The 21,690-nt window shown below is 44.4% G+C and carries 29 protein-coding genes; 12 read left to right on the forward strand and 17 right to left on the reverse strand.

Going from position 1 to position 21,690, the window contains the following annotated elements; all coding sequences use genetic code 11:
- Positions 1-14: 14 nt before the first annotated feature.
- A complete protein-coding gene (add, locus tag VME0621_RS15665; protein ID WP_062458756.1) occupies positions 15-1,004 on the reverse strand; it encodes an adenosine deaminase in 990 nt (329 codons plus the stop codon).
- A gap of 374 nt (positions 1,005-1,378) precedes the next feature.
- On the opposite strand from add, the gene VME0621_RS15670 reads away from it, so the two are divergent.
- Entirely contained in the window at positions 1,379-1,951 is a 573-nt protein-coding gene (locus VME0621_RS15670) for a porin family protein (protein ID WP_062458368.1), read from the forward strand.
- Positions 1,952-2,098: 147 nt separating this feature from the next.
- Here the strand turns inward: VME0621_RS15670 and VME0621_RS26635 are convergent, their stop codons facing one another.
- Positions 2,099-2,326: a hypothetical protein gene (locus tag VME0621_RS26635; protein ID WP_146159005.1), complete on the reverse strand. Its 228-nt coding sequence runs from the start codon at positions 2,324-2,326 to the stop codon at positions 2,099-2,101.
- A gap of 99 nt (positions 2,327-2,425) precedes the next feature.
- Between VME0621_RS26635 and VME0621_RS15675 the strand changes: the two genes are divergently transcribed.
- On the forward strand, positions 2,426-3,160 hold the full coding sequence (locus VME0621_RS15675) for an IclR family transcriptional regulator (protein WP_062458371.1): 735 nt from the start codon (positions 2,426-2,428) through the stop codon (positions 3,158-3,160).
- Positions 3,161-3,166: 6 nt separating this feature from the next.
- Entirely contained in the window at positions 3,167-4,021 is an 855-nt protein-coding gene (locus VME0621_RS15680) for a hypothetical protein (protein WP_062458374.1), read from the forward strand.
- 12 nt (positions 4,022-4,033) lie between these two features.
- On the opposite strand, the gene VME0621_RS15685 is transcribed toward VME0621_RS15680, so the two are convergent.
- Entirely contained in the window at positions 4,034-4,645 is a 612-nt protein-coding gene (locus VME0621_RS15685; protein ID WP_038227180.1) for a TetR/AcrR family transcriptional regulator, read from the reverse strand.
- A gap of 153 nt (positions 4,646-4,798) precedes the next feature.
- Between VME0621_RS15685 and VME0621_RS15690 the strand changes: the two genes are divergently transcribed.
- The 6 genes from VME0621_RS15690 (at position 4,799) to artM (ending at position 9,271) form a co-directional block, all read left to right on the forward strand.
- Positions 4,799-5,854 (forward strand): MBL fold metallo-hydrolase, encoded by a 1,056-nt coding sequence (locus VME0621_RS15690; RefSeq protein WP_231892953.1) that lies wholly within the window; start codon positions 4,799-4,801, stop codon positions 5,852-5,854.
- The gene (locus VME0621_RS15695; RefSeq protein ID WP_062458380.1) at positions 5,851-6,183 is read left to right on the forward strand and encodes a DUF5329 family protein; all 333 of its coding nucleotides are present in this window, start codon (positions 5,851-5,853) and stop codon (positions 6,181-6,183) included. The genes VME0621_RS15690 and VME0621_RS15695 overlap by 4 nt, the downstream gene beginning before the upstream one ends.
- A 217-nt stretch (positions 6,184-6,400) precedes the next feature.
- Positions 6,401-7,129 (forward strand): arginine ABC transporter ATP-binding protein ArtP, encoded by a 729-nt coding sequence (gene artP, locus VME0621_RS15700; RefSeq protein ID WP_062458384.1) that lies wholly within the window; start codon positions 6,401-6,403, stop codon positions 7,127-7,129.
- 48 nt (positions 7,130-7,177) lie between these two features.
- The gene (locus VME0621_RS15705; protein WP_062458387.1) at positions 7,178-7,909 is read left to right on the forward strand and encodes an arginine ABC transporter substrate-binding protein; all 732 of its coding nucleotides are present in this window, start codon (positions 7,178-7,180) and stop codon (positions 7,907-7,909) included.
- Between the two features lies 1 nt (position 7,910).
- A complete protein-coding gene (gene artQ, locus VME0621_RS15710; RefSeq protein WP_038227185.1) occupies positions 7,911-8,603 on the forward strand; it encodes an arginine ABC transporter permease ArtQ in 693 nt (230 codons plus the stop codon).
- Positions 8,600-9,271: an arginine ABC transporter permease ArtM gene (artM, locus tag VME0621_RS15715; protein WP_062458390.1), complete on the forward strand. Its 672-nt coding sequence runs from the start codon at positions 8,600-8,602 to the stop codon at positions 9,269-9,271. Before artQ ends, artM begins: the two co-directional genes overlap by 4 nt.
- Before the next feature lie 54 nt (positions 9,272-9,325).
- Here the strand turns inward: artM and VME0621_RS26840 are convergent, their stop codons facing one another.
- From VME0621_RS26840 to VME0621_RS15735, 4 genes are all read right to left on the reverse strand, one after another.
- Positions 9,326-9,793, reverse strand: coding sequence for a hypothetical protein (locus VME0621_RS26840; RefSeq protein WP_197498262.1), 468 nt, complete (start codon positions 9,791-9,793; stop codon positions 9,326-9,328).
- Between the two features lie 107 nt (positions 9,794-9,900).
- Positions 9,901-10,737 (reverse strand): MaoC family dehydratase, encoded by an 837-nt coding sequence (locus VME0621_RS15725; RefSeq protein WP_062458393.1) that lies wholly within the window; start codon positions 10,735-10,737, stop codon positions 9,901-9,903.
- A 116-nt stretch (positions 10,738-10,853) separates the two neighbouring features.
- Positions 10,854-11,885 (reverse strand): NADPH-dependent curcumin/dihydrocurcumin reductase, encoded by a 1,032-nt coding sequence (gene curA, locus VME0621_RS15730; protein ID WP_062458396.1) that lies wholly within the window; start codon positions 11,883-11,885, stop codon positions 10,854-10,856.
- 95 nt (positions 11,886-11,980) lie between these two features.
- Positions 11,981-12,568 (reverse strand): TetR/AcrR family transcriptional regulator, encoded by a 588-nt coding sequence (locus tag VME0621_RS15735; protein ID WP_062458399.1) that lies wholly within the window; start codon positions 12,566-12,568, stop codon positions 11,981-11,983.
- 175 nt (positions 12,569-12,743) lie between these two features.
- On the opposite strand from VME0621_RS15735, the gene VME0621_RS26195 reads away from it, so the two are divergent.
- From VME0621_RS26195 to VME0621_RS15745, 3 genes are all read left to right on the forward strand, one after another.
- Positions 12,744-12,899 (forward strand): DUF3012 domain-containing protein, encoded by a 156-nt coding sequence (locus VME0621_RS26195; RefSeq protein WP_006074668.1) that lies wholly within the window; start codon positions 12,744-12,746, stop codon positions 12,897-12,899.
- A gap of 63 nt (positions 12,900-12,962) precedes the next feature.
- Positions 12,963-14,150: a hypothetical protein gene (locus VME0621_RS15740; protein ID WP_062458401.1), complete on the forward strand. Its 1,188-nt coding sequence runs from the start codon at positions 12,963-12,965 to the stop codon at positions 14,148-14,150.
- Between the two features lie 43 nt (positions 14,151-14,193).
- Positions 14,194-14,547 (forward strand): RidA family protein, encoded by a 354-nt coding sequence (locus tag VME0621_RS15745; RefSeq protein ID WP_006074666.1) that lies wholly within the window; start codon positions 14,194-14,196, stop codon positions 14,545-14,547.
- A 101-nt stretch (positions 14,548-14,648) separates the two neighbouring features.
- Here VME0621_RS15745 and VME0621_RS15750 read toward each other — a convergent pair whose 3' ends face one another.
- From VME0621_RS15750 to urtE, 10 genes are all read right to left on the reverse strand, one after another.
- On the reverse strand, positions 14,649-15,050 hold the full coding sequence (locus VME0621_RS15750; RefSeq protein ID WP_062458403.1) for a DUF4345 domain-containing protein: 402 nt from the start codon (positions 15,048-15,050) through the stop codon (positions 14,649-14,651).
- A gap of 99 nt (positions 15,051-15,149) precedes the next feature.
- A complete protein-coding gene (gene ureG / locus VME0621_RS15755) occupies positions 15,150-15,773 on the reverse strand; it encodes an urease accessory protein UreG (protein WP_006074664.1) in 624 nt (207 codons plus the stop codon).
- A gap of 29 nt (positions 15,774-15,802) precedes the next feature.
- The gene (locus tag VME0621_RS15760) at positions 15,803-16,543 is read right to left on the reverse strand and encodes an urease accessory protein UreF (protein WP_231892954.1); all 741 of its coding nucleotides are present in this window, start codon (positions 16,541-16,543) and stop codon (positions 15,803-15,805) included.
- A gap of 3 nt (positions 16,544-16,546) precedes the next feature.
- Positions 16,547-17,128, reverse strand: a complete 582-nt coding sequence (locus tag VME0621_RS15765; RefSeq protein ID WP_062458406.1) for a HupE/UreJ family protein — start codon at positions 17,126-17,128, stop codon at positions 16,547-16,549.
- A 42-nt stretch (positions 17,129-17,170) separates the two neighbouring features.
- Positions 17,171-17,623 carry an urease accessory protein UreE gene (gene ureE, locus VME0621_RS15770; RefSeq protein WP_038227199.1) on the reverse strand — a complete coding sequence of 151 codons (453 nt, stop codon included), beginning with the start codon at positions 17,621-17,623 and terminating at the stop codon, positions 17,171-17,173.
- A gap of 35 nt (positions 17,624-17,658) precedes the next feature.
- Positions 17,659-19,362, reverse strand: coding sequence for an urease subunit alpha (gene ureC, locus VME0621_RS15775; protein ID WP_062458408.1), 1,704 nt, complete (start codon positions 19,360-19,362; stop codon positions 17,659-17,661).
- 31 nt (positions 19,363-19,393) lie between these two features.
- Positions 19,394-19,729 carry an urease subunit beta gene (locus tag VME0621_RS15780; protein ID WP_038227201.1) on the reverse strand — a complete coding sequence of 112 codons (336 nt, stop codon included), beginning with the start codon at positions 19,727-19,729 and terminating at the stop codon, positions 19,394-19,396.
- 8 nt (positions 19,730-19,737) lie between these two features.
- Positions 19,738-20,040 (reverse strand): urease subunit gamma, encoded by a 303-nt coding sequence (ureA, locus tag VME0621_RS15785; RefSeq protein WP_006074658.1) that lies wholly within the window; start codon positions 20,038-20,040, stop codon positions 19,738-19,740.
- A gap of 34 nt (positions 20,041-20,074) precedes the next feature.
- Positions 20,075-20,998 (reverse strand): urease accessory protein UreD, encoded by a 924-nt coding sequence (locus VME0621_RS15790; protein ID WP_172427845.1) that lies wholly within the window; start codon positions 20,996-20,998, stop codon positions 20,075-20,077.
- On the reverse strand, positions 20,995-21,690 hold the full coding sequence (urtE, locus tag VME0621_RS15795) for an urea ABC transporter ATP-binding subunit UrtE (RefSeq protein ID WP_062458410.1): 696 nt from the start codon (positions 21,688-21,690) through the stop codon (positions 20,995-20,997). Before urtE ends, VME0621_RS15790 begins: the two co-directional genes overlap by 4 nt.

A 21,690-nucleotide genomic window follows, 5' to 3' on the forward strand; every position in this document is an offset into this window, starting at 1 on the left:
ATTCGAACCTGCAACTATACAGCTAATAGCTGTTGCTTAATCGCATCGTCAGTAAAAGCAGCATTAACGCTATTGCGATAGATATGCATATAGTCTTCTTCGGACAATCCAAACTGCTCAATCACCAACTGAACTTCTTTCGTCATTGTCGTATTCGATACGGTGCGATTATCAGTATTGATGGTGACTGGAATACCACGCTGACGGAAATCCTCAATCGGGTGTACCGTCATGCTTTCCACCGCTTTTGTCTGTACATTACTGCTCGGACACGTTTCTAACGCCACTTGTTTTTCATGCACTAAGTCAAACGCTTGTTGATGAGTGGCGATATGAATGCCATGTCCCACACGCTCTGCACCTAACATGGTAATGGCATCGTAAACGTTCTGCCCTTCGCCTTGTTCACCAGCGTGAATCGTGACGTTCAAACCCTGCTCTTTTGCATATTTCGCAAACGGAACAAATTTCTCACAGAATCCAAGCTCTTCTCCACCCGCGAGGTCAAATGCGGCTACTCCTTTACCTAGGTACGCAGCACCAACATCAATAACATCATTAATCTCATCGGTTGGCATATGGCGTAGCAAAGACAGAATAATGTTGCCTTTAATGCCGTGTACTTTTTCTGCTCGTTTCATACCAGCCACTACTGAGCTGATGATTTCTTCAATATTCAGACCTTGCTCTCTGTGTAATAGAGGGCCAAAACGAACTTCCATATACTTAACATTTTCAAGTGCCGCATCTTCATAGACTTCAAAGGCGATACGTTCCAAGGCTTCTTTGGTCTGCATCACAGATAAAGGTAGATCAAAACGCTTTAAATACTCGAGTAAGTTTGGGCACGTCTCAGGGGCAATCATCAAGTCACGAACAACTTCAATATCCTGAGAGGGAATATCAACACCTTGGATAGAGGCAAGTTCGATGATGGTTTCAGGTCGCACGCTGCCATCTAAGTGACAGTGAAGGTCGATTTTGGGTAGTTGTTTATAGTTCATCGTTACCTCTCTTGGAATCATTGATAAGCCTCATTCTTCCATTTACTCACTCCGGCTCCATGCAGAAAGGCGACAAGTGTATGCACTTGTTACATAAACATACATGAGCCACGTCGAAGAGCTCAAGGAAATGGAGAGCATTTATACTGATTAATCTAATACAAAGCCACCTCAACTGCCTATTTTTTAGTGAGATAGTTCACTTTTTTGCGGTTAAACGTTTGCTTTTGAAAAGTGGAGTTCACAGATATTCATGCTCCACACAACCAGACAGTTCCCACACAATTCACGACATTTCCTACACAGACGTCAGATTCGAAACTCTTTAGAGTACGCCCCGAAACAATTTACAAGACTATTGAACAGGTATCAGAATGAAAAAAGCAGTGGCACTCATTTTAACAGGTCTATTTGCAACTAGCGCATTTGCAGGCGCAACTGACTCAGGTTTTTACGTGGGTGGTGGTTTTGGTTTAATGGAAAGTAAACTTGAGAACCAAGATAAATCTATTTTCCCTACATTTGATGGTGAGCGTTCATGGCGTATCTATGGCGGTTATGCATTTAACCGTATCGTATCACTAGAGGGTGGTTATACTAATTACGGTAGTCTGAGCAATAGTGATCTTAAGGGTCTAAAAATCACTCCTTCTGCAGCATCTTTAGCGGCTAACCTTGGTTACACATTCGACAACGGTATTCGACCGTTTGCCACGGTAGGTTTGTCTCGAGTAAATGCTGAAGCTAAATATAGCAACCACTCAAAAAGTGATTCAGCAACAGGCTTCCGTTATGGTATCGGTGTTGAATATATGCCAGCTCAAATCGATGGTTTGGGTGTACGCCTAGCGTATGAAGCTGATGCGTTCAACGTAGATATGGGCGGTTTTGACACTGATACGTTTACCGTTGGTTCTCTATACCTAGGCGCATCATACAAATTCTAAGCGATCCAAAACACGTCAGTTAGCTTAACAACGATCAAAGCCACTTCCCTCGAAGTGGCTTTTTATTTATATCGACCTAAAAAGACCAACCCGCTTTGAAGATAGATGTAGCCCCACTTCAATCAACCTGAAGAATCTGACTAACGCCTACACTTCCGGCCCAGCCTTCATTTTCGACAATAAAATCCACGCTGGAGTAACACCCAGATAGCGAAACCGAGTATTGGGGAAGAAGAAACGGTCATAGTCATCTACTGAAAAATATATAGGTGACGAATGTGGTGTGCCTATATTGGGCTCATCTGGACCTTTCTTTGCCCGTACTTGACCTAACTTAACGTGAGGCAAGCTTCCATTCTTTGCCAGACCCTGCATTTATCAACTAATGAGAATGAGCCGCAAGATTTTTGTTTCCTTTCTTATTCAGTAGGAATATAAATTGCGTAATTGGTTTTGATAATAGATAACACAGATATGGGAAATACACAGCAACCCACTACTCAGGTTAATGAAAAGCCACTGCAACTTTTAATGCAAGTTGCCGTGTCTGATATGCCTGTTTCAGCAAAAGATTTAAGCATTCAACTCGGCGTTCCTCTCAGCAGTCTTTACCGTCATATAAAGCTGCTTAAAGAGTGGAATCTTATTGAAGAGAGTCCACACGACAAAACACTGATTGTTGGTCCAGCTGCTCTGATGTTGATGCACAGCTATCAGTCGAGTACACACAACCTAGAAGCAATAGAGAGCATATTGTTCCGATTACAAAAGCAGACTGGTGAGATGTCAGCTTACATGGTACCAGTTGGCTATCGTGCTCTATGTGTTAGCTTGCAAGAGAGTGCGCAAGCACTTCGCTGCAGCTATGTAAGAGGACAGAGCCAACCTTTGCTTCGCGGGGCTTCATCTAAAGTGATGCTGGCTTATTTACCAGAATCTCGTTGCGAAAAAATACTGCGTCATTTTGGTGAACATGAAAACGTCACTGATTGGAATAAGGATCTGGAGCAGATTCGCCGTCAGGGATTTGCCATCAGTACGTCTGAGTTCGACCCCGGGGTAACGGGCATCAGTGCGCCAGTAATGAAGGGCTCGAAATTAATTGGTGCTGTTTCCATTATGGCTCCTGCCTATCGTGTAGAAGCCAACAAGGACAGATTCATTCTACATGTATTGCAAGCAGCAAGGGCGCTGCCACCAGAAAGGTAATTCATCATGCTCAACGTCTTCAAACAAATCTGGAAACGTCGTTATCATCCTGCTTTAGAGAGCCAACTTTCCGTATTCACGGTATCGGAAGCTATCAAGCCTATGAATAATGCCCAGTTTGAAGACGCTGACTCCCTCCTAGAAACCGCCTACGACTGGCTAAGCTTACAACAAAATTCTCATTCAATGAGAAAAATTGGCCATTATCCGATTCTGGGTAGTTACTGCTCCGAAAGACCTTACTTCGAAAGCCCGGTTGCGAAACGCGACTTCACTGGTCAACTCAACCAACAACTTGCGGTTGGTGCAATGCCGCTCATCATTACCAATTGCCACGAAACCTTGCTCGACATTATTCCCAATCTACTGATCGACAAAGATGAAATTGGTATTGTAAACATCAACGCAGAATTGCTACTCGATCAATGTCTTGATGTCACAGTCGGTTCATTGCTGCATTTCGCACTTAACCGATATAATGAGTGCCGCGCTTTTCATATCGGCATCGACAATAATCGCTGCAACAAAAAACAGTTAGAGTACGCGGAAGATATGGGATGTGATTGGCTTCTTTCAAATGAAGTGGTGTACAGAAATCGAGCAATGATAAAAGAGCAGCTTGCGCGATTTATCAGTCACTGCGACAGACTGGTTGTAACCATCGATCTGCCTTCTATTTCGAGACACAACTCAAACCTAGAGAAGCACAAGCTCGATGTGGCTATGGTATTGCGAGTACTACGCCAGTGCTTGGCTTCAGATAAGGTTCTACTAGTACAGCTTGTGGGTGCTAAGGAACAACACATTTACTCTAAACCAACCCAGCTTCTTGTCCAAGAAACAGGGCTGTTCTTTTCCTAGATATATCAATCGTTATACCTGATAGCGAGCCAAGAAGAGCTCAGCAGTAGATAGCGCAAGTTGCTGAGCAACTTCGTCGGTCAACGTGTCCGTCATTCCCATTAATTGTGGCCAGAAGCAACTACCTTTAATTATGCTATGCAACTGAACGCTTGCCACACTAATATCTGGAATAGTCAGTTGTTGTTGATCATTCTTGTGCTCTAACCATTTGTATAAGGCAGTTTCTTGCTTCGACATTTTGTCCGCTTGGGCTTTCAGTTCCTCTGGTCGATAAAAGTAATGTCCAAACGCAACCTTCGACAAATCAATATAAGCAGGATTGTTCAAGATGCCTATCTCATGCGACAGTAAATAGACTAGCTGCTGTTTGAGATCCATCGACGCCAAAGGTTGCAAGTCAACATCCATCATAGATTGTCGCCACAAATCCGATAGCAAACTCATAACTAATACTTCTTTTGACTCGAAATGATTATATACCGTTCGTTTCGACACACCGGCCATCGCCGCGAGTTTATCCATACTAGTATTATGTACACCAAACTCGTGAAACGCGTGTTTAGCTGCCTCAATAATAGCCTCGCGCTTCATTTCGCTTCGCGTTTTTTTCTTTTCTGTCATTGGGTTACTCGACAACTCAAATTTTTCTTCCCGTATTTTACACTAATCAGTTTACTTTTCACATTTTAAAAGTAAACTACACTGGTTAGTTTACAAAAGACTTCAGCTATCGCTCTCATTACAGCCAGTCTTTTAATCGCGATAGGAAATATCATGAGAAAGTCACTAATCGCCTCAATAGGAGTTCTAGCAATGAGTACCACTGCCTTAACCGCTTGCAGCAACACAGAGAAAGACCCCAAGCGTTATCCAGATAAATACGTCAATACTGAGTTGGAATACCAATCGAGCTTTAGCGACATCGTTAAGATCATGAAGTCTTATTTCACCACTGAGCGCGATACCCCAACTCCGACCTTCGATTTACCTGTACATGTGATGACATCAGAACAATTGTTGAGTGAGCAACAAGATGTGGTTTATCGGCTTGGACATTCTAGCGTTATTATGAAGCTAGATGGCCAGTTGGTCATGGCAGATCCAGTTTTCAGCGATAGAGCATCTCCGGTGCAGTGGGCTGGGCCTAAACGCTTTCATAAGACGCCAATATCCCTAGAAGATTTACCGCAGATAGATGTGGTTATCATCAGTCACGACCATTACGACCACTTAGACAAAGCCTCAGTCAAAGCACTGGTAGATAAAGTTAATCACTTTGTTGTACCACTAAAAGTAGGTGATTATCTTGTCAAATGGGGAGTACCTAAAAACAAGATTACCGAACTTGCATGGTGGGAATCGCATGAGGTCAACGGTATCACATATACTCTGACACCGACTCAGCATTTCTCTGGTCGTGGCTTAACGGACCGTGATTCTACCCTTTGGGGTAGTTGGGTCATTAACAGTCAACAAGCCAACGTGTTCTTTTCTGGAGACTCTGGTTACTTTGGAGGATTTGCTGAAATTGGCGAGAAATATGGGCCTTTTGATTTTACTATGATTGAAACTGGTGCCTACAACAAGTTGTGGTCACAAATCCACATGTTCCCTGAAGAAAGCGTGCAAGCCCATATCGACGTCAAAGGTAAGGTCATGATGCCTATTCACAACAGCACTTTTGATTTGTCCATGCACGATTGGCATGAACCGATGAACAGAGCTCTAGAGATAAGTCAGGAACGTGGTGTAACTATGGTCTCGCCAGAGATTGGACAGCGTTTGGAAATTCACAATCCAGCGCCAGTTAAGCAATGGTGGAATCAATGAAGCTAATTCATTCACTTCTGATAGGTGGACTACTGATAGGCTCCAACGCCTTCGCCAATACTGAGGAAGATGTACGATATCTGATCAACCAAATGCGACAATCTGATTGCGACTTCATACGTAACGGTGATAGCCATAATGGTAAAGAAGCAGCAGAACACTTAACCCGAAAGTGGAACTACGCTAAGGATGATGTAGCCTCCATTCAGATATTTGTTGAAGAAGTAGCGTCGAAAAGTTGGTTCACCGGAACACCCTACTACGTTATCTGCCAAGGTAAACAAACTACAAGTGCTGACTGGTTAACTCAGCAATTGAAACTGAAGTAATATTCTTTTGATTCCTAGGCGTTTGGTTGAAAGCCAAGCGCTTTTCTTATACCCACTCGCCCTAAGATCCACCCTGACCCACACAATAGAGATGTCTACTGTTCAACCATAAATCGATACATAATTTTAACAATTAAAATTTTTATACATTTTTATTGCATAAATAACACTTCTGATAGTATAGTTCACACAATGATTTTTAATGCAGTAAATCAGCATGGGTATTCAAGCAAACAACCTCAATAAGTTCTACGGCACGACTCAAGTTTTGCACGATGTCAGCTTTCATTGCGGCAAGGGTGAAACCTTGGTTCTCTTAGGTCCGAGTGGTGCTGGTAAAAGCTCTCTACTTCGCTTGTTAAATTTGCTGGAAATGGCAGATGGCGGTGCGCTCAGTATTGCGAATAATAACTACGATTTCGATCATCAAGTATCTGAAAAACAAGGTCTAGCGCTTCGCAAGCAAGTCGGGATGGTTTTCCAACAGTACAACCTTTGGCCGCATATGACGGTAATGGAGAACTTAATTGAAGCACCCACTAAGGTTGCAGGCGTCTCGAAAGAGCAAGCCACAAAAGAAGCCTTAAAAATGCTTTCTACACTCCAACTCGCTGATAAAGCCGATGCGTGGCCGCTACAACTATCAGGTGGTCAGCAACAGCGTGTTGCTATTGCAAGAGCATTGATGATGAAACCTGAAGTCTTGCTCTTTGACGAACCTACAGCGGCGCTTGATCCTGAGATCACAACTCAGATCGTCAATATTATCAATGAGTTGAGCGAAACGGGCATCACCCAAGTGGTGGTTACACATGAAGTTGATTTTGCTAAGAAAATTGCTAGTCATGTTCTTTATCTCGAAAAAGGCCGAGTCATCGAACATGGGACAAAAGACGCATTTAAAAAACCTGCTACTCAAGCATTTGCTGACTACTTAACACACTAAATAACAATGGAGATTGCCTTTCATCGCAATCTGACATGGAGAATTATTATGAAAAAAATGTTACTTGCTTCACTGATTGGTCTGGCTTCTACCGGCGCAATGGCACAACAAGAAATCAAATTTGCAATGGAAGCGACTTACGCACCATTCGAATATGTCGATGAAAATAACCAGATCCAAGGTTTTGATGTCGACCTTGCTAACGCGCTATGTAAACAGATTGAAGCCAAATGTAGCTTCCATAACCAAGCCTTTGATAGCTTAATTCCTGCACTTAAGTTCAAACGCTACGACGCAGCGATTTCTGGTATCGACATTACTGAAGCCCGTCAGCAGCAGGTAAGCTTTACCAATGCTTATTACGACAACTCAGCGGCTTTCGTAGCGATGACAGGTAAGGTTGCATCACAAGCAGTATTAGAAGGAAAGCGTGTAGGTGTTCAAAACGGTTCAACACACCAAAGCTACCTTTTAGAGCAAATGCCAGGCGTAACAGCCGTACCTTATGGCAGTTACCAAGATGCGTTCATCGATATGCAAAATGGTCGTATTGATTCTGTATTCGGTGACACGGCAGTTGTCGCAGAATGGTTTAAGAAAGACGACAAACTGGCTTACGTTGGTGACCAAATCACTAACCAAAAATACTTTGGTAATGGCTTCGGCATCGCTGTAAACAAAGACAACCAAGCATTGGTTGACCAGCTAAATGCAGCACTTAAAACAGTAAAAGAAAACGGCGAATACCAAGCTATTTTCGATAAGTACTTCGGGAATTAATATGGGTTTAACGGGTTACTCAGCGTCACTCGTACAGGCAAGTTGGGTAACCATCCAACTTGCTTTCGTCAGCCTTTTGGTTGGCTTAGTACTGGCGATCATTTTTGCTGGTGGCGAGATGTCTCGTCACAAAATCATCTCTTGGCCAACCACGGCAATTGTCACCATTATTCGTGGCTTGCCAGAACTTCTAGTCGTTCTGTTTATCTTCTTTGGTTCTACACAAGTCTTGTTTTTGATTACGGGAGATTTCATTGAGGTTAGCCCGTTCTTAGCAGGTGTCATCGCACTCTCGTTGATTTTTGCCTCTTATGCAGCACAAACCATTCGTGGAGCACTAAAGGCAGTACCCAGTGGCCAGCGAGAAGCTGGCAGTGCATTAGGCCTAAGTCGCGCACGTGTTTTCTTTAGAATAGTGCTGCCACAAGCGGTTAAGCATGCCCTACCCGGACTCACCAATCAGTGGCTCGTACTATTAAAAGATACTGCTTTAGTCTCACTAATTGGCGTTACAGACTTAATGAAACAAGCACAATTAACCTCTGCGGCGACACATGAAGCGTTTACTTGGTATGCGACCGCAGCGGCGATTTATCTTGTCATCACATTGATTACTCAAAAAGCAGTAAAAGTACTAGATAAAAAGTTCTCCTCAAAAGAAATGGCCGTCGGTAGCAAAGGAGTCACAGCATGAATCAACAACATGTTTGGCAAATGGTCGATGGCTTGCAAACAAGCCTACAGCTTACTGTTGTAGCACTAATCGTAGGCTGCCTACTTGCGTTGCTGATGACACTTAGCTTGATTCTTCGAACGCCAGTAGTTCACTGGCTAACGCGTGGTATCATCACTCTTTTTACTGGTACACCGCTATTGGTTCAGATCTTTCTGGTCTACTACGGACCGGGGCAGTTTGAAGTCATTAGAGAAAGTTTTTTGTGGGCATGGCTAAGCCAACCTTGGTTCTGTGCCATGCTTGCCCTTGCACTTAACACCGCGGCGTACAGTACTCAACTATTTAAAGGCGCGTTCAATGCGATTCCATCAGGTCAATGGCAGGCATGTCGTGCACTAGGGATGGATATGAAAGCAACGCTACGTGTCTTGCTTCCGTTTGCGATTCGCCGAGCGATCCCTGCTTACTCGAATGAAGTGATCTTAGTATTTAAAGGCACATCGCTGGCCAGTACCATCACTATCATGGATATCATGGGCTACGCACAGCGTATCAATGCTCAAACTTACGATACACTCGTCGTCTTTAGCGTGGCAGGGCTTTTCTATCTTGGGGTAAATGGCATTCTTACTTTGATCTTTAGACAAGTTGAGAAAAAAGCTCTGGCTTTTGAAGCGGCACGCTAAATCCACTGGCGCTGAAAAAGAATATCACCTGAAAAAGTGGAGCAAGCGCTCCACTTAAATCATTACTTTCAGAGAGAATACCAACACATCTGTAAACAGGGCAGTTTCAAATCCCAAATGCTTATAATGTAATGTTAGAGTCGGAGCAACAACGGGAGTGATACCACCAAGCTGTACGCTGTTCTGCTCTTTTGTGTATCCTGTAATCCCCCCCAATCTTATGCCAACTTTTGCCCAAGGCGTCCAGTCGAACTGAGGGTGGTAAGACAAGATATACGAACGCGTATCAAAACTGTTTAGTAGCGTAAATGCTTCCCATCTTTTGTATCGAACACCAACGATGTAGTTATCTTGGTTTCTGCCCGTAGACGTTAAGTGCTCAGTCCAACCCGCAAACGTAACGTCAACATCACCTTTCCATTCATCAGCCTTATGATTTTCTTCTTTGACAGATTTTTCTATCGCAAACACAGTAAAGCTAGTTGCGATAAGAACAATGAGCAACACAATGCGGCGTACCATACCAGTTTTTCCGAATACAACATGGGGAACGCTATGCTACAAAAAGTCTACTCGGTTTATTGTCTGTTATTGTATGTTAATGTCGCTACTATCAATACTAACATTGACTATTTACATGTCTTGTTAAGCACCATTTCAATAAAGCATTTTCCTTCGCTGTTAATACATAAGATTTGTTCTTTATCTTGAACCACTTGTACTTCCGTTGGCATTAAAATCGGCTTCTTGAATGCAAAACCCACATTACGAAGAGCGGTTGAATCGGCTCCAGTTGTCAAAAGTTTAGCCACCATATACATCCCATGAATGATCGGCCTATTAAATCCAAACAGTCTAGCTGACCATCGAGCTAGATGAATTGGATTATAGTCTCCCGATAGTTTTGCGTACTCGCGTGCTTGGCTGACAATAACAGTAAACGTGGATAGCTCAGGCAACGGAGTCGACAGCATAGGAGGAGTATTTTTGGATCTCACGTTTTTTCGTTTAGTCGGCATCAAGTAACCAGATCGATACCTCGCAATCATCTGCCCTGAGCGATAAAAAGCTCCATGCAATTCAAAACTCAATCCACGGTCAGTTTTTCGCTCTGCTTGTAACTCCAATTGAAACTCGTAACTTTGTTCACCGTCGAGCGCATCAAACTGCTCAAACTCTATATAGGTATGAACTAACCCTAGAGGGCGAATAGAAGTATTTGGATGAGTGAACAGTTGCAATTGCTCATTTTGAGTGGCAACAAATAGAAACGGTAATGGTACGGAGCCTTTGCTAAAGCCGAAATAGTCCTTATAACGCTGAAGCTTTTCTGTATCAAAATGGAAATTTGAATTGGTTAGCGATAGCGGCCCAATACAAGTAATAGCATCGACATCAATTCGTTTCAGTAAGGCTTTGAATAGTAGAGTGGAATATCGACTGGAGCGAGAAGCATCAATGTGCATTGAAAATACCGTAAACGTGGCAGTTACTGATTGAGCCTAGTTTACCTTGTCTTGCTCCAATGAAATAGCGCCTCTAATATGAGAGGCGCTAGATACCATATCTGATTGCCGAACGATTATTTCGACTCGTTCATCTTGATAACCAGTTTACCGAAGTTTTTACCTTCCAATAAGCCCATAAAAGCTTCTGGTGTATTTTCAAAACCATCAACTAGGTGTTCTTTATACTTGATTTTACCTTCTGCAAGCCATTGTCCCATCTGAGATGCAAACTCATCATAACGGTGTGCGTAGTCATCAAAAATGATGAAGCCTTGCATCTTGATTCGCTTAATCAGCAAAGTTGCTACCAACATTGACATGCGATCAGGCCCTTCAGGTAATGACGTTACATTGTATTGAGAAATCAAACCACATACAGGGATGCGCGCACCCGTATTTAACAATGGCAACACCGCATCGAATACTTTACCACCAACGTTTTCGAAATAGACATCGATGCCATCACCGCAAGCTTCAGCAAGTTGCTGCGCCAGGTCATCTGATTTATGGTCTAAACACTCATCAAAACCCAGTACCTCTTTTGCGTGCTGACACTTCTCGGCACCGCCCGCAATACCGACGACTTTGCAACCTTTAAGTTTCGCGATTTGACCTACCGTTGCACCAACTGGCCCAGTTGCGGCAGCCACAACCACAGTGTCACCCGCTTTAGGTTGACCAATATCCAAAAGGCCCATGTAAGCGGTAAAACCAGGCATACCCATTATACCAAGTGCAAATGAAGGATGACTTGGATTCTTACCCAGTTTCACTAGCCCTTCACCATTAGAGATTGCGTAATCTTGCCACCCTGTATAAGCCAAAACCCACTCACCTTGCTCAAAGTTTTCATGGTTTGATTGCTCAACCTGACAAACCGTTGCGCCCACCATGACCTCATCTAAGGCAACCGGATCCGCATACGACTCTGCAGCACTCATTCGACCTCGCATGTAAGGGTCAAGAGATAGATAAATCGCTCTCAATAGCATTTCCCCATCTTTTGGCTCAGGAATTACCGCCGACTCCAAACGGAAGTTCTCGTTTACTGGTGCACCCACAGGGCGTGAAGCTAAGACAATTCTTCGGTTATTTTCTTGTGACATCTTGATTCCCTTTTGTTCCTTTGCTCTTAATATTAGACCAGTCGTCTAGTTTTGTTTGATAAAAAAACCTGTTGTATAAACAGGCTATAAATTAATTACTTATGCTTTAACAGCTGCTCGGTCATTGATAGTGCTACCCTTAACTGTGCCGTGTCTTGGCTGAGCTTACTCAGCAGACTTGCACCTAACCATTGCTGGTAGAGGGTACTGGCAGTGCTTAAGCTATCTTGAACAGCAATAGAGCCATCCTCGGTACCTAACTCAATACACTTTGCAATTGCTGCAACGATTCGCTCCGCTCCAGTCAGTAGCTCCGAACGCATGGTTTCAGACAAATCAGAGACTTCAGCACCTAATTTAACTACTAAGCATTTATGGGCATTGCAGCGTCCTGATTCAACATCAAGCCAGCGATTAAAATAGCTCATTAAACGTTCATAACCGGTGCCGTTTTCACTACAGAACAGAGCTTCAATACGTTCCATATAGCCTTCAAAATAAGAGGCAATCAAAACTTCTCCGAAGTGCTCTTTAGACTTAAAGTAATGATAAAAAGACCCTTTCGGTACATCTGCTGCTTTCAATAACTCCGACAAGCCCACCGCAGTAAAGCCTTTCGATAGTATTAACTGATACCCCACATCAAGGATATGCTGTCTTGATTCGTTTGTTTTTGCATTCATACCGCTACCATACAAACAATTAGACCAGTCGTCTAGTGATTTGTAATGTAATCATCTTTCACAGTTCGGTACAAACGTATTGTTACTGCAACCACAGTGACCCAAGCATGACTTACCTTTGTTTTTTGAGTTACAATCCCTTTCAATCTGGCATCTTCAGAAAAACGAGGGAATGATGAAGAAAATCGTATTGATGTTTTTGCTCACTTTGCCGCTGATGGCTTGCACTGAAGTCGGCAGCGAAGCGTGGTGTAAAGACATGAAAGAAAAACCAAAAGGCGACTGGACAGCGAACGAAGCGAGTGATTACGCTAAACATTGTATCTTTTAGTCAATCTGACTGAACCAAAATAGCCTTAGATAGTCCCATTTAAAAAAACAATGGGACTTCAAAATGATACGCTCACTTATTGTCACCTTAGCGTGGCTCTCCTTCTCTACTCATGCCGCAGTTAAGTATCAAATAACTACTCACGACGCCGACTCAAAGCAAGTTACGATTCAGACGGATACCTCTGACATTGGAACATTCCAACTTTCCAAGCCACGAACCACCAGCTCGTCAGATGTCCCTGACATCCAGTGCCTCTCAAACAGTGGACAAAGTACAACCGTCAGTTTTGACTCTCCTATTTCCTGTCGCCAAATTTCCTGGATTGTCAGATTTGAAGTAAAAACATCGGACGAATTTGAACCTGCACAACAAGTTAATACCTATGAGCCAAATGAAGGCTGGCACTTTTTGAGCGAATGGAACTCACTGCCCACCATTCAAGGGCAAGACATTGAAGTTTGCGACCCAAACAACTTCTGCAGCGCAATGCCTAACTCAGATCAGCCGCCTCTTTTTGTGGTTTGGGGTATGCCTTATGAGCGTATGAATATCGGTTCTTCTACCGTCGTAGTGAAAAGTAATGCCTTGCCGTTACTAAAATCCAACGGTTCATGGTTGCAAAACTTAACACATCAGCTGAATTATCTGAGCACTGTCTTTAATGACAAACAACCACATCAGTGGCAGCTCATCTATTTCTCTAAAGACAAAAACCAACGAAATGTTTCAGGCGCGGCTGGACACAATATCCTCTTAAGCAATGTGCTCACTGACAAGGGGGCTTTTGCCAAGGACAGTATGTTTCATCTTGCAAAAGTGACAGCCCATGAGTCCGTTCATTTCATGGGGTCTCGCTCATTACCCGTATGGGCTGAAGAGGGGTTAGCTGAATATTACGCTATCAAATCCCTACAATTTACCGACTTGAGCAACAAGCCTTCGCCCGTCAAAAACTGGGAAAAGGCATCGAAAGAGTTTCAGCACCTTGGAAATGTAGGATTGATAGAAGCGGGTAAAAAAGTATCCATCGAGAACGACATGCAATATTACCCGTTGTTTTATGTTAAAGGTCCCGCGTTCTGGCAAACGCTCGACGAGCAACTACAAGCGAATCAAAGCTCTCTCGATACACTCGTCCCATTGTTACAAACAGGCAACGACTTCAACCTTCCGGATGCCTTTGTAAATCAAGTCATCGGTATTATTGGAAATAATAAGTGGCAGGAAATTACCTTAGCCTACTTGTAACTTTAAAGTACAATACAACGTCTTTTTGATATGAGAAAAAACCATGACAATCAATAGAATAAACCCAAGTAAACGTTGGTCTGATATCACTGTATTTAATGGAATCGGTCACTTTGTGGAAGTCGCAGAAGCGGACACCTCTGCCGACGTAAAAGGTCAGACACAACAGATTTTCGAACAAGCAGAACAGATGTTAACGCAGATGAACAGTGATAAATCACGCATTCTATCCGCCACCATCTTTCTTACTGACTTTGCCAATTTTGATGCATTTAACGAAGTATGGGATGAATGGTTTGCTGAAGGCACTGCACCAAGTCGAGCATGTGTGAAAGTAGAGCTCGCAGACCCTAACTTGCTGGTTGAGATTGCGTTTGTTGCAGCTGAGCGTCAGTGATCATCAAATAGGTAAACGATTCAGTTGCCATTTGAAACTAACGCCCACCAACTGAAAGTTAGCATAATAAGGAGAGCTAAGACTCTCCTTATTATGCGCAACTATTTAAAGTAAAACCTCCGCTTTGGCAGCTTCCAAAGAATAAATACTCCCCATAGCGTGAAAAAGGATTCTGCAAGTAGGTACAGCAGCATGGTGTCGTTGGGTTGAGACTCGATTGCGATACCAACCGTGCGAGCTAGCGCCATAAAGCCCGCCAACAGCGTGGAAGCGACCACCGACACTTTCAGTGTTTCATTTTTTATGACGAGCAGAATGAGAATGATACCGACTGCGACAGACATACCTCCGTATGTTGCGCGAACATCAATGCTGGCAGAATAAGAAAATAGAGCGCTATCAGTGACGCGTTCGAATAGAGTGTTGGGAGAGAGTGTAAACAAGACACCGTAACCAAAAAAAATCAGAGCCGTAATCCAGACCATCAATTTTGCTTGTATCATAAAAATCCCGCTAGAGAAGCTAACTATCAGAAGTGTAAGTCACAACTCTCAATAATGCGGGATTTTCGTTTTGCGGTTCGTGGTTAAGGGAGCGAATTCTTAACTATGAAACTCAAGCATACCCTCTGTTAAAATGAAATCGATGATGGTATCTAGCCCCTTGCTCTCTTTAAGGTTAGTGAACACATAAGGCTTCACAGGACGCATTCTTTGCGTGTCTTGTTCCATCACTTCAAGTGAAGCTCCAACATAGGGGGCAAGGTCAATCTTATTGATAACTAATAGATCTGAACGCGTAATACCAGGGCCGCCTTTACGGGGAATTTTTTCTCCCTCCGCGACATCAATAACGTAGATTGTAAGGTCTGCAAGCTCTGGGCTAAAAGTCGCACTCAAATTATCGCCACCACTTTCAACAAAGACCACATCAAGATTTTTGTGGCGCTTTGCCAACTCCTCCACCGCCGCAAGATTCATCGACGCGTCTTCTCGGATTGCTGTGTGGGGGCAACCACCGGTCTCTACACCAATAATTCTATCGGGTTCCAGTGCTTCTGCTCGTGTCAGGATCTTTGCATCTTCTTGGGTATAAATGTCATTGGTTACTACAGCGATATGTAACTTATCGCGAATCGCCTTACAGAGTACTTCTAGTAGCGCTGTTTTGCCCGAGCCAACAGGACCGCCAATGCCAATTCGTAACGGTTGTTTGTAACTTTCCATAGTCTTTCCTATCTCCTCCGCTGTTTCGTCTAAGAACGAAACAGCCTGGTATATTGTGTTTCGTGTAGGCTGCTGGCGATGGATACCGCAGGAGTGAAGCTGCCAATCATCCACTCTTCGGTCGCCTGTGCAATTGCTAATGTTTCAGCAAAATGGTTTGATAAATTGATAAGTGCCAACTGTCCATCGGTCTGACCTAGTGGTACCAGTTTAACGCCAGCCATCACCAAGTTTTCGGCCCAGCTCCATAGGTAGCCTTTTTTTAAGTCGGTTAACTCGATATTCCAGTACACCGCAGCGAGGCATAGTCCGAGAAGCTGTGTCGCTGGGTAGTCACTGAGTTCAATATCTGGTAGTTCAACTTCCAGACGCTTGAGTAACGTATTCAAAGCAAGGCCACGTTGCTTCTCTTCTGCCCGTAACTCTTTGGTTTCTCGACTGCTGTAGAGGCGTTCAGTAAGTCGCAGTATTTGTTCGCTATCTTTTGACTCTACCGCCGCATACAAACGTTCAATGATGGGCAGTTCCAACGTAGCAACACTGTTAAACAGCATGTTGGCTAACCAAGTTTCCATTGACTCACGATTAGTCACCCAGCACGCCTCTACCGCCCACTCTAATCCTTGCGAGTATGTAAACCCGCCAATCGGCAGTGATGGGCTTATTAGCTGAAAAAGTCGGTAACTAGAGACATCTCCACTAACAACCTCTGCATTGGGTGTGCCTTTGTCTGACACTATCGCGTCATCTTCCGCTGCGTTCGAGGCCATACATTAAGATGCCATTAAGAACGCAGAACTCAGCGCCGCAACACCAACCGCCATCCAACGTGAAGCGACTAAATGGCCAATTTGAATTCCGACAGCCATTAACACCGTCGCACCCATCGCCATTCCCATAGAAAACTGACCAAGCGTGCCTTGCGCTTCAACGCCGTGAGCGTAGCCGTGAAAGAACATCATGCCGATACACAAACCGACAGCCAGCTTCACCATTTGCTGCGATGCGCTAAATACTTGCCAGATGGCCGCACTAACGACAAACAGAGAGGCGACAATGGCCATCTCGACACCAGAGACTAGACCAAACCATTTCCCGGCGAGTAAACCAGCCATAAGAGTTATCAATGCTCCCACAAGTAAGCCGACCTTCTGAGCTTTATTTACCGTTAAACAGCCAACCAATAAACCGAAAGCAACAAGCATAATAAGGTGATCAACACCAGTGATGGGGTGCAGCAAACCGCTGGTGAATGCCATTGAGTTGTGACCCGGATGAGCAAAAGCAAACGCTGGGGTTAAAAACGATAGTGCTGTTGTTGTCTTGAAAACTGAATTGGCGAACTTTGATTTCATTGAATATTCCTTTTCTTGTTATTGGGCTTAATTAGGTATTAATTAGTGATGATGGTGATGGCCGCCACTCTTGCCACCGTACGCCCCACCTTCGGGTTCGAACGGAGCAAGCTCTACTGAAACGGTTGCACCTAACCCTTCTACCATTTCATCCAGCACATGGTCGTGTTGGTAACGAACCCAACCAAACTCGACTTGTAGTGGGACATGTCGGTTGCCTAGGTGATAAGCGACGCGGGTTAGCAGATGTAGGTCACTACAATAGATTGAAGAGACTTTTTCCGGCGCTGCTTTAACCTCTACCACTAAGCCGCAGCGGCTTTTTAATTGCTCACCACCACGCAGAATGTGACCTCTGGGCAAAAACAATCCTGCATCACGACCGTCATCGAGAATCACTTTCAAACGACTCTTGATTCGACTGTCAATTGGCAAACTCAAGAAGGCATGAGGCCGAGTCGTGGGTTGTTGGGTAATTTCTACTAGCTCTATCACTGTGTTGTCCTCAATGCTTAACTATCTGTTTTTTATTAAAATAAGAAGTAGCGCTGCGCCATTGGCAGTACATCCGCTGGTTCACAGACCAACAATTCGCCATCCGCTCGGACTTGATAGGTCTGGGAGTCTACTTCAATATTTGGCTGCCAATCATTCAGCTTCATGTCAGCCTTACTGATGGTGCGACACTGTTTAGCAACACCGATGAGGCTGCCCAATCCGAGTTCCTCAGCTATTCCAGCATTTTGTGCCGCTTGAGATACAAACAACATCGACGTGTGCTGAGAAGCCTTTCCGTAACTACCAAACATCGAACGATAGTGAACAGGTTGAGGGGTAGGAATAGAGGCGTTAGGGTCACCCATTGGAGCCATCGCAATCATGCCTCCTTTGAGAATGACGCTTGGCTTAACTCCAAAGAAAGCCGGTTTCCAAAGCACCAAATCAGCCAACTTACCCACTTCAATTGAGCCAATTTCATGAGCCATGCCATGGGTAATAGCTGGGTTAATGGTGTATTTGGCGACATAACGTTTTAGTCGGAAGTTATCGCTATAGCTTGAATCTTGCGGCAAACTTCCACGTTGTACTTTCATCTTATGCGCGGTCTGCCATGTGCGAGTAATCACCTCGCCAACTCGTCCCATCGCTTGTGAATCTGAGGCGATCATAGAGAACGCCCCAAGATCGTGAAGAATGTCTTCCGCAGCAATCGTTTCGCGGCGGATACGCGACTCAGCGAAGGCAACATCTTCTGCGATCGAAGGGGAAAGGTGATGGCACACCATCAACATGTCCAGATGTTCATCCACTGTATTTACGGTATAAGGCCTGGTTGGATTGGTAGACGAAGGCAGCACGTTAGACTTTCCTGCCGCCTTAATGATATCTGGTGCATGACCACCACCCGCCCCTTCAGTGTGATAGGTATGAATAACTCGGTCACCAATCGCCCCAAGCGTAGATTCAACAAAGCCCGATTCATTCAATGTGTCGGTGTGAATCGCCACTTGTACATCCATCTCATCCGCGACGCTCAAACAAGTGTCAATAGAAGCAGGTGTGGTTCCCCAGTCTTCATGCAGTTTTAAGCCAACCGCACCTGCGGCTACCTGCTCACGTAATGCCTCTGGCTGACTGGCATTGCCTTTTCCTAGCAAACCAAAATTCATTGGGAATTGGTCAAGGGACTCCAACATACGATGCATATTCCAAGGGCCCGGTGTACAAGTTGTCGCGTTAGTACCAGTATTCGGCCCGGTACCGCCGCCGATCATAGTAGTAACACCAGATGCAAGCGCTTCTTCGATTTGTTGCGGACAGATAAAGTGGATATGTGAATCAATGCCTCCAGCAGTAAGTATTGAACCTTCTCCTGCTAACACTTCGGTTCCGGGGCCAACAATAATATCTACACCGGGCTGAACGTCGGGATTTCCCGCTTTACCAATCGCTGCGATACGGCCATTTTTCACCGCCACATCGGCTTTAACGATCCCCCAATAGTCGAGGATCAGTGCGTTTGTGATAACGAGGTCTGGCGTTTGACTGCTAGGCAATTGACTTTGCCCCATGCCATCACGAATGACTTTGCCACCGCCAAACTTAACTTCATCACCGTATACCGTGAGATCTTTTTCTACTTCTAACCAAAGATCAGTATCCGCTAAACGAACTCGGTCACCCACCGTAGGACCAAACATCTCTGCATAGGCTTGCCTAGAAATACTCGCCATTATTCTTCCTTGTTGTTTTGAGTTAGGCGTCTTATAGACTGCCCATGACCTTACCTTGAAATCCGTAGACTTCGCGTTTACCCGCAAAGGCAACCAGCTCCACTGTGCGTGATTGTCCGGGTTCAAAACGCGTTGCTGTACCGGCGGCAATGTTTAAACGAAATCCTCGCGTCGCTTCGCGATCAAAGCTGAGTGCATTGTTAACTTCGTAGAAATGGTAGTGAGAACCTATCTGAACCGGACGGTCACCAAGGTTTTCGACGGTCACCGTTACGGTATCTCGCCCCGCATTGAGCTCAATATCACCTTTTGCGGTTTCAATTTGTCCCGGGACAAAGCCAGAGTAATTTGCTTTAGGCGCTGCCATAAGTCCCCCTAAACAATTGGTTCGTGGACGGTGACAAGCTTAGTCCCATCAGGGAACGTGGCTTCAACTTGCACATCAGGAATCATCGAAGGTACCCCTTCCATAACTTGGTCAGATGTGAGTAAAGTGCGTCCGAAATCCATTAGTTCTGAGACAGTTTTTCCTTCACGTGCCCCTTCTAAAATCGCACTTGAAATAAACGCTACCGATTCAGGATAATTAAGCTTTAGCCCTTTCTCTTTACGCTGTTTTGCCAACATTCCGGCGCAAAAAATCAGCAGTTTGTCCTTCTCTCTTGGGGTTAATTCCATTTAATAACCTTATGTTGTGAATATTGAATTTCGATCAAGTTGCCCAGATTCTTGGAGGCTCAGGACAGTCACCAGTCCAATGCTCGCGAACCAACTGCCAGATCTTTTCGAAGCACGCCAAGATCACTTCGCTCCAGTTTCCCAATGCACGAATAACCAGTAAATTTTCCAACTGGCTCGCAGCAATCAACACTGCACCTTCTTTGTGTTCTTGTTGCATGTTATTGAGCAAGGTCTGTACCAATTGGTAAAAATCCTCATCATCAATTGAAATGTAAACCGTCCCCATCATTTGATAATTCAATAAGCCTCTATTTTTCAATAACTTATCATTACCACGAACATTCAAACCTTCAGTCAGTAGCAACTGCTTATCAAGATAAACCTCTGTTTTTCCAAGCAAATGACCTGCACTATATCCCTCATTTAGTGCAGGCCGCCCAAAACAGTGCATTTCCCAGCCCAAAAACTGTGCACCACGCTCCAAATGGATTTCGGTATCAAGACGAACGTGTGCATCAGAAAAAAAGATGTTCTCTTGCGGTAGCCACTCCAAGCGAGAGCCGCTAGCAACATGCAATGTCTGCTTTTGCTTGGCGTATTTAGATTCCGAACGATAAAATTTGGTCGCGCCTGGGGTGGTAATAAGTGATTTGGCACCTTGAATGGCATGCACACTGATCTGTAGAGTATCTCCACCAACGACTCCTCCGGGTGGATGGAGCAAGTAAGTATGACAAGGGTTGCCCTCTGGATACAGAGGGCGCTGAATGGCAAGTGGACCTTGTTGAGAGCGGTGTTTTAATACCGTTTTATCGCCGCGATCAATAAAGGTTAAGTCGAGACTCGCTTTCCAACCGAATTGAGTGTGAGCGTCTATTACTTGTCCAAGCGAACCCTGAAGCGCCGTACTTGGATTGACACCCATTTCTTTCTGATTTGTCGCTGGTGCATTCATACTGTTAGGTACTCCTTGATTAACGAGTCGTCTAAGGTCGACATCTCACCCGCCGCAACTTGCCTGCCACGATCCAGAATGCAGAATTGGTCTCCAACTTTTCTGGCAAAAGGCAGTTTTTGCTCCACCAGCAATACTGTTAGGCCAAGCTTTTCATTCAACATTCTAATGATGTCACCAATCTCCTGGACGATATTGGGCTGTATGCCTTCGGTAGGTTCATCGAGAATCAACAGTTTTGGATTAACGACCAAAGCTCTACCAATAGCTAGCTGTTGCTGCTGACCACCCGATAAGTCGCCACCGCGACGATGTAGCATCTCTTTTAACACTGGGAACAAATCGAAGATAAATTCAGGAATGCGTCTATCGCCTTTTTCACGAATCGGCAGACCAACTTCAAGGTTTTCTTGAACGGTCAACATGGGAAAGATTTGTCGACCTTGAGGAACATAACCAATACCCATACGAGGTCGAGATTCTGCGTCATGCTTAAGTAGCGACTCTCCGTTTAATTGAATATCTCCGCTTGAGACTTTCACAAGCCCCATAACACACTGAAGTAAGGTGGTTTTACCCACGCCATTTCGTCCCATCAGCACGGTGCACTTACCCTTCGGAATCGACATATCCAAATCCCACAAGGTATGACTTTCACCATAAAACTGGTTCACTGACTGGATCTGCAACAT

This window comes from Vibrio mediterranei (assembly GCF_900088415.1).
Taxonomy (GTDB): Bacteria; Pseudomonadota; Gammaproteobacteria; order Enterobacterales; family Vibrionaceae; genus Vibrio; species Vibrio mediterranei.